This is a genomic window from Pseudomonas sp. TYF_14 (assembly GCF_043105275.1).
GTDB classification, from domain to species: Bacteria; Pseudomonadota; Gammaproteobacteria; order Pseudomonadales; family Pseudomonadaceae; genus Aquipseudomonas; species Aquipseudomonas alloputida.
Genome location: NZ_JBICLK010000008.1, coordinates 20,904 through 27,881, shown reverse-complemented (window position 1 = coordinate 27,881; position 6,978 = coordinate 20,904). Strand labels below are relative to the sequence as shown.

Genomic DNA, 6,978 nt, shown 5'->3' with positions numbered 1-6,978 from the left:
CCTTCGGGGTGGCTTTTTTGTTTGCGGCGGCCAACGGCGGTATGCTGGACGCCTGCCTGGGAGAGTGAATACATGGCCTTCGATTTTGATCTGTTCGTGATTGGCGCCGGGTCCGGTGGTGTGCGCGCAGCGCGTTTTGCTGCCGGTTTTGGTGCAAAAGTGGCAGTGGCGGAAAGCCGCTACCTGGGGGGGACCTGCGTCAACGTCGGTTGTGTGCCGAAAAAACTGCTGGTATACGGCGCGCACGTTGCCGATGAGCTGGAGCAAGCCGCAGGTTTCGGCTGGACGTTGGAAGAGGGGCATTTCGACTGGGGCACCCTGATTGCCAACAAGAATCGGGAAATCGAGCGCCTCAACGGCATCTACCGTAACCTGCTGGTCAACAGCGGGGTGACCCTGTTGCAGGGCCACGCGCGGCTGACGGGTGCCAACGAAGTGGAAGTGGACGGTCAGCGCTACACCGCCGAGCATATCCTCATCGCTACCGGTGGCTGGCCGCAAGTACCGGACATTCCCGGCAAGGAACTGGCCATCACCTCCAACGAAGCCTTCTACCTCAAGGATTTGCCGCGCCGCGTGCTGGTGGTGGGTGGGGGTTATATCGCCGTCGAATTCGCCGGCATCTTCCAGGGCCTGGGGGCCGACACCACACTGCTGTACCGTGGCGACCTGTTCCTGCGCGGCTTCGACGGCTCGGTGCGTACTCACCTGAAGGAAGAGCTGGAAAAACGCGGCCTCGACCTGCAGTTCAACGCCGACATCCAGCGCATCGACAAGCTTGAAGATGGTCGCCTGAAAGCCACGCTCAAGGACGGCCGCGAGCTGGTAGCCGACTGTGTGTTCTATGCCACCGGCCGGCGCCCGATGCTGGACAATCTGGGCCTGGAGAACACCGGCGTCGAGCTGGATGAGCGCGGTTACATCCGGGTTGATGAGCAGTACCAGACCACCGCGCCCTCGATTCTCGCCATTGGCGATGTGATCGGCCGCGTGCAGTTGACCCCAGTGGCCTTGGCTGAAGGCATGGCCGTGGCGCGGCGCCTGTTCAAACCCGAGCAGTACCGCCCGGTGGATTACCAGAACATCCCCACCGCGGTGTTCAGCCAGCCACCCATCGGTACCGTAGGCTTGACCGAAGAGCAGGCGCTGGAGGCCGGGCACAAGGTGCAGGTATTCGAAAGCCGCTTCCGGGCCATGAAGCTGACCCTGACCGACATTCAGGAAAAGACCTTGATGAAGTTGGTGGTCGATGCCGAGACCGACAAGGTGCTGGGTTGCCACATGGTCGGTCCTGACGCTGGCGAAATCATTCAGGGCCTGGGCATTGCGCTTAAAGCCGGTGCCACCAAGCAGCAGTTCGACGAAACCATCGGCGTGCACCCGACGGCGGCCGAAGAGTTCGTGACCATGCGCACCGTCACCCGCTGATGATCAATACACCCACACCTCGACCCGCCGGTTGCGCAGCCGGCCTTGCTCCAGTTCATTCCCGGCCACTGGCAGTTCATCGCCCATCCCGGTCACCTGCAACACCTCCACGCCACCGCGCGCCAGTTCGCGGCGCACCGCTTGCGCACGTAGGCGGGAGAGCAGGGCTGCGCGCCCAGGGGTTTCCTTTGGGTCGCCGAACCCCACCAGCACTGCCTTGCCCTGCAGCTTCCCGGCCTGGCGCAGGTACTCTGTCACCCGCTGCACGTCGCGCAGGGCCTTGTTATCCAGGCTGGCGCTTCCTTCCTGGAAGCGGAAGTTCACACTCAGCCGCTGCGCCTGCCGGGCCAGGGTACGATAGGGCGGTGGCATGTCGCTTTGGGGGGCGACAGACAGGGCCTTGATCTGCTGCGAAACGAAACCCTGCTGGGCGATGATCGCCTGGCCGGCCGGGCTCTGGGCAAAATCGACCAGGGCCTTGGCCTGGGGCTTGGGGTTGGCCGGCAGGTAAAAGTACAGGCGCCGTGAGAGCGGGTAGTCCTCGCTGGCCACCCGTGCGCGCTCCGGCAGCATGGCCGGTGCGTCGCCCTCGGCCACCGCCAGCACCTTGGCCCCGTGTACGGCGGCCAGGCTGCTGAAACCGATGGCCTGGCGGTCGGTACCCACGCGTGCCGCCAATTCGTCACTGGACTCGAAACGCCTCGCCTTGGCCGAAAGCTCGCCCTGCTGAGGTTCCAGCACCAGTGCCTTGAAGGTCTCGAAAGTGCCGGAACGGTCGTCACGGGCATACAGATGAATGGCCCCACCAGGTATGCCCAGTTGTTCCCAGCGCTGGATCTGCCCAGAGAAAATGTGTGCCAGTTGCCGGATGTTCAGTTGGGGTATTGGGTTGTCGGGGTGGACGATGACCGCGACGCCGTCGAGGCCGATCACTTGCTCGGCGCCGGCTGCGCGAAGGTCGCCCAGCGCCTGCAACTGGCGCACTTCACTGTCGTTGATCGGCCGCGAGGAGGCGGCCAGGTCCGCGTCGCCACGGCCCAGCGCGACAAAGCCGGTGCTCGAGCCGTGGGCGGCAATGTCGATGCGCAAGGGCTGGCCGTGCCCGTCGCGGGCGGTAATCACCCACTCGTTGGCGACCTTGCCCGGCTGTTGCTCGATGGCGGTGGCCTGCTGTGCGCGCAATTGCCCCTGTACCAGCGCCGGCAGCAAGGCCGCGCCGATGGTGTTGGAGCCTTGCACGCGCAGGGGCAGGGGCTCAGCCAGGGTCGCTAGTGGTAGCAGGGTGAGCAGCAAGACAAGCAGGCGGAGCATGCCGGGTGACCTGTGGCATAGAGTTGGCCGGCAGATTACGACAGTGGCGTGATGATAATGTGACGGGGCGTACGCCTCCAATAGTGCAGCGCCTGCCAGATCGTGTGCCGCGCGGGCGGTGCTCGATCTGGCAGGCGCTGCAACGTACAAGAGCGTTAATGCGCCCCGGCCGACTTGCTCAGGTCGCTCTCGGCCCATTCGGTATAAATGCAAGCGTCTGCCACTGCCCAACGCACCTTCACGCTGTCGCCCGGCTGCATCGGCATGCCCGCCGCCGACAGTGCCTTCACGGTCAGCTCGGTACCCCCTGCAGTCACCACATGGCAGGTCTGGCTTTCACCAAGGAACAGCACTTCGCCAACCTTGGCAGTGACCTCGTTCCAACCCGCCGGCAGCGGTTCACGCATGGCCTGTTCGGCGCTCAGGGCCACGGCCTTTTCCGGGCGCACCATGATCAGTGCATCCTGCGAGGCGGCCAGCCCCGGGGTCAAGCGAATGGCCACTGGCTGGCCCTCGAAGCTGCCCGCGCCGTTGCTGCTGGCCTTGATCCGCAGGAAGTTGGAGTTGCCCAGGAACGATGCGACAAAGGCATTCGGTGGGTTCTGGTACAGGTCGTAACCGGTGCCCAGGCCGACGATCTTGCCGTGGCTGAAAATGGCGATGCGCTGGGACAGGCGCATGGCTTCTTCCTGGTCGTGGGTGACGTAGACGATGGTGATGCCCAGGCGGCGGTGCAACTGGCGCAGTTCGTCCTGCAGGTCTTCACGCAGCTTCTTGTCCAGCGCGCCGAGCGGCTCGTCCATCAGCAGGATACGCGGCTCGTACACCAGCGCCCGGGCGATCGCCACGCGCTGCTGCTGGCCGCCCGACATTTGCGAGGGTTTGCGGTGCGCGAACTGTTCCAGTTGCACCAGCTTGAGCATGGCGTCGACGCGCTTGGCGGTTTCGGCAGCGCCGAGTTTGCGAATGGCCAGCGGGAAGGCGATGTTGTCACGCACATTCAGGTGCGGGAACAGCGAATACCGCTGGAACACCATGCCGATGTCACGCTTGTGCGGCGGCACGTTGACCAGCGACTGGCCGTCGACCAGGATCTCGCCGCTGCTCGGTGTTTCGAAGCCGGCCAGCATCGACAGGGTGGTGGACTTGCCCGACCCGCTGGAACCGAGGAAGGTCAGGAACTCGCCGTCCTGGATCTCCAGGTCGAGGTTGTCCACGGCGGTGAAGTCGCCGTAGTGCTTGTTCAGGCCGCGCAGGCTGACCAGGGTTTTGCCGTGCGCGTTGTCTTTGATCACTGCACTCATTGTTGTTATCTCCGCGCGCTCAGGCGTTGGTTTCGGTGCGCCGGCGCAAGGCGGCGGCAATGAACATGACCAGCAACGACAGGCCGATCAGCAGGGTCGAGGCCACGGCGATCACGGGGCTGAGGTCCTGGCGCAGGGTGGTCCACATCTTCACTGGCAGGGTCTGCAGGTCGGGGCTGGCCATCATCACGCTCAGCACCACTTCATCCCACGACACCAGGAAAGCGAACAGGCCACCGGCGATCATGCCGGGGCGGATGGCCGGGAACGTGACCTTGAAAATCGCCTGCAGGCGCGAGGCGCCGCAGATCACCGCAGCATCTTCGATCGACTGGTCGAACAGCTTCAGCGAGTTGATGATCGAGATGATGGTGAACGGCAGGGCTACGATCACGTGGCTGACCACGAAGGCGAACAGCGTGCCGGTGTAACCTAGCTTGAGGAACAGTGCGTATACCGCCACGGCAATGATCACCAGCGGCACGATCATCGGCATGGTAAACAGCCCGTACAGCAGCTCGCGGCCCGGGAAGCGGCCACGCACCAGGGCGAATGCGCTGGGCAGGCCCAGCAACACGGCGGCGATGGTGGTCAGCACGGCCACCTTCAGGCTGGCCAGTGCGGCGTCCATCCACTCCGGGTTGGAGAAAAACTGGCCGTACCACTTGAAGGTCCAGCCCGGTGGCGGGAACACCAGCCACTGTGACGAGCCGAATGACAGCAACACGATGAACACCACCGGCAGCAGCAGGAAGGCCGCGATGACCCCGGTGGTCAGGTACAGGCCCGTACGCAGCGGGCGGCCCATGGCATTGGGAGACAGGAGCATGGCGGTTTACCTCGCGTTGCCAACCGGGGATTCCGGCTGCAGCTTCAGGTACAGGTAGAAGAGCACCAGGGTGATCGCCACCAGCAGTGCGGCAGCGGCGCTGGCCAGGCCCCAGTTGAGGAACGACTGCACCTGCTGGATGATGAATTCAGGCAGCATCATGTTCTGCGCGCCCCCCAGCAGCGCCGGGGTGACGTAGTAACCGAGCGACATCACGAACACCATCAGCGCCCCGGAGAACAGCCCCGAGCGGCACAGCGGCAGGAACACCTTCCAGAAGTTGGTCCACGGGCTGGCACCACAGATCGAACCTGCCTGCAGCACCATCGGGTCGATGGCGTGCATGGTCGCCTGCAGTGGCAGCACGATGAACGGGATCATGATGTAGCTCATGCCGATTACCACGCCGGTGAGGTTGTGCACCATTTCCAGCGGGGCATCGATGATGCCCATGGCCATCAACGCCTTGTTGATCACGCCCGAGCTCTGCAGCAGCACCAGCCACGAGTAGGTGCGCGCCAGCAGACTGGTCCACATCGACAGCAGCACGATGTTCAGCAGCCAGCGGCCCCAGCCCTTGGGCACCAGGGTGATCGCCCAGGCCAGCGGGAAGCCCAGCAGCACGCTGATCAGGGTAACCACGCCGGCCACCGAGAAGGTGTTGAACAGCACCCGTGCATAGGCCGAGTTGGCGAACAGCTGCTCGTAGTTACCCAGCCCTGGCGTTGGCTCCAGCACCCCGCGCAGCAGCAGGCCGACCAGCGGGGCGAAGAAGAACAGGCCAAGGAACAGCAGGGCGGGCAGCAGGTTGCGGCTGCCTTTCCAGCGCTGGCTCAGGCTTGCGCGGCGCGGGGTGGTGCCCGGGGCGCCGGCACCCGTGGGGGTACCTTGCGCATTGTGCAGGGCGTTGATGGCGACTTTCATTTGACCAACCACTCATTCCAGCGGGCCGCGATGGCTTGACCGTTCTTGGCCCAGTAGGCGAAGTCGAGGGTGACCTGGTCCTGGGCGTAGGCAGTTGGCAGGTTTGGCGCGAGGTCCTTGTCCAGCTTGGCCACGCTGTCGACGTTGACCGGCGCATAGGCGGTCTTGTTGGCGAATTCGGCTTGGCCCTCGGCGCTGCTGGCGTTGGCCAGGAATTTCATGGCCGCTTCCTTGTTCTTGGCGCCTTTGGGGATGACCAGGAAGTCGGCCATGACCAGGTTCTGCTTCCAGCTCACGCCCACCGGTGCACCGTCTTGCTGCAGGGCATAGACACGGCCATTCCAGAACTGACCGAGCGAGGCTTCACCCGAGGCCAGCAACTGCTGCGACTGGGCGCCACCGCCCCACCAGACGATGTCTTTCTTGATGGTGTCGAGCTTCTTGAAGGCGCGGTCCAGGTCCAGCGGGTACAGCTTGTCGGGGGCTACGCCGTCGGCCAGCAGGGCCAGTTCCAGCACGCCGGGGCTGGGCCATTTGTACAGGGCTCGCTTGCCGGGGTAGGCCTTGGTGTCGAACAGCGCGGTCCAGTCCACCGGCTTGTTGGCCCCGAGCTTGCCTTCGTTGTAGCCGAGCACGAAGGAGAAGAAGAATGAACCGACGCCATGGTCGGAGACGAAGCGTGGGTCGATCTTGTCGCGCTTGATCTGGTTGAAGTCGAGGGGTTCGAGCAGGCCTTCGCTGGCGGCACGCAGGGCAAAGTCGGCTTCGACGTCGACCACGTCCCACTGCACGTTACCGCTCTCGACCATGGCCTTGAGCTTGCCGTAGTCGGTGGGGCCGTCCTGCACGACCTTGATGTTCGTGGCTTTGGTGAACGGTACGGCCCACGCTTCTTTCTGGGCGTCCTGGGTCGTACCGCCCCAGCTGACGAAGTTGAGGCTGTCGGCGGCCTGGGCGGCCTGACATGCCAGGGTCAGCAGGCTGGCAGACAGCACTGCGGTTACACGTTTGCTTAACAGCATGGTTACGCCCTCGTTGCTTTTGTTATTCGAGGCGGGGCTTTTGGTGCGCCCGCCAACAGTGTTCGGGGAGCAGCTAAAACAAAGTGTTCTGGTGGCCGTTTTTAATTGTAGGTGCCGGCCTGCAGACTCAAGGTCTACGGGATATCATATTATGGTATTC

At 63.9% G+C, this 6,978-nt stretch carries 6 protein-coding genes; 1 reads left to right on the top strand and 5 read right to left on the bottom strand.

What is annotated here, in order from left to right:
* The first annotated feature begins 72 nt into the window (after positions 1–72).
* The gene (gorA, locus tag ACF8O8_RS03060; RefSeq protein WP_104961380.1) at positions 73–1,428 is read left to right on the top strand and encodes a glutathione-disulfide reductase; all 1,356 of its coding nucleotides are present in this window, start codon (positions 73–75) and stop codon (positions 1,426–1,428) included.
* 3 nt (positions 1,429–1,431) lie between these two features.
* Here the strand turns inward: gorA and ACF8O8_RS03055 are convergent, their stop codons facing one another.
* The 5 genes from ACF8O8_RS03055 to ACF8O8_RS03035 form a co-directional block, all read right to left on the bottom strand.
* Complete coding sequence (locus ACF8O8_RS03055) at positions 1,432–2,739, bottom strand: substrate-binding domain-containing protein (RefSeq protein ID WP_392509229.1); 1,308 nt, start codon at positions 2,737–2,739, stop codon at positions 1,432–1,434.
* Positions 2,740–2,894: 155 nt separating this feature from the next.
* Positions 2,895–4,043 carry an ABC transporter ATP-binding protein gene (locus ACF8O8_RS03050; protein ID WP_064490966.1) on the bottom strand — a complete coding sequence of 383 codons (1,149 nt, stop codon included), beginning with the start codon at positions 4,041–4,043 and terminating at the stop codon, positions 2,895–2,897.
* A 19-nt stretch (positions 4,044–4,062) separates the two neighbouring features.
* Positions 4,063–4,872: an ABC transporter permease gene (locus ACF8O8_RS03045; RefSeq protein ID WP_010954645.1), complete on the bottom strand. Its 810-nt coding sequence runs from the start codon at positions 4,870–4,872 to the stop codon at positions 4,063–4,065.
* Positions 4,873–4,878: 6 nt separating this feature from the next.
* Positions 4,879–5,796, bottom strand: a complete 918-nt coding sequence (locus ACF8O8_RS03040) for an ABC transporter permease (RefSeq protein ID WP_392509228.1) — start codon at positions 5,794–5,796, stop codon at positions 4,879–4,881.
* A complete protein-coding gene (locus ACF8O8_RS03035; protein WP_004576593.1) occupies positions 5,793–6,818 on the bottom strand; it encodes an ABC transporter substrate-binding protein in 1,026 nt (341 codons plus the stop codon). The genes ACF8O8_RS03040 and ACF8O8_RS03035 overlap by 4 nt, the downstream gene beginning before the upstream one ends.
* Between the last annotated feature and the right edge of the window lie 160 nt (positions 6,819–6,978).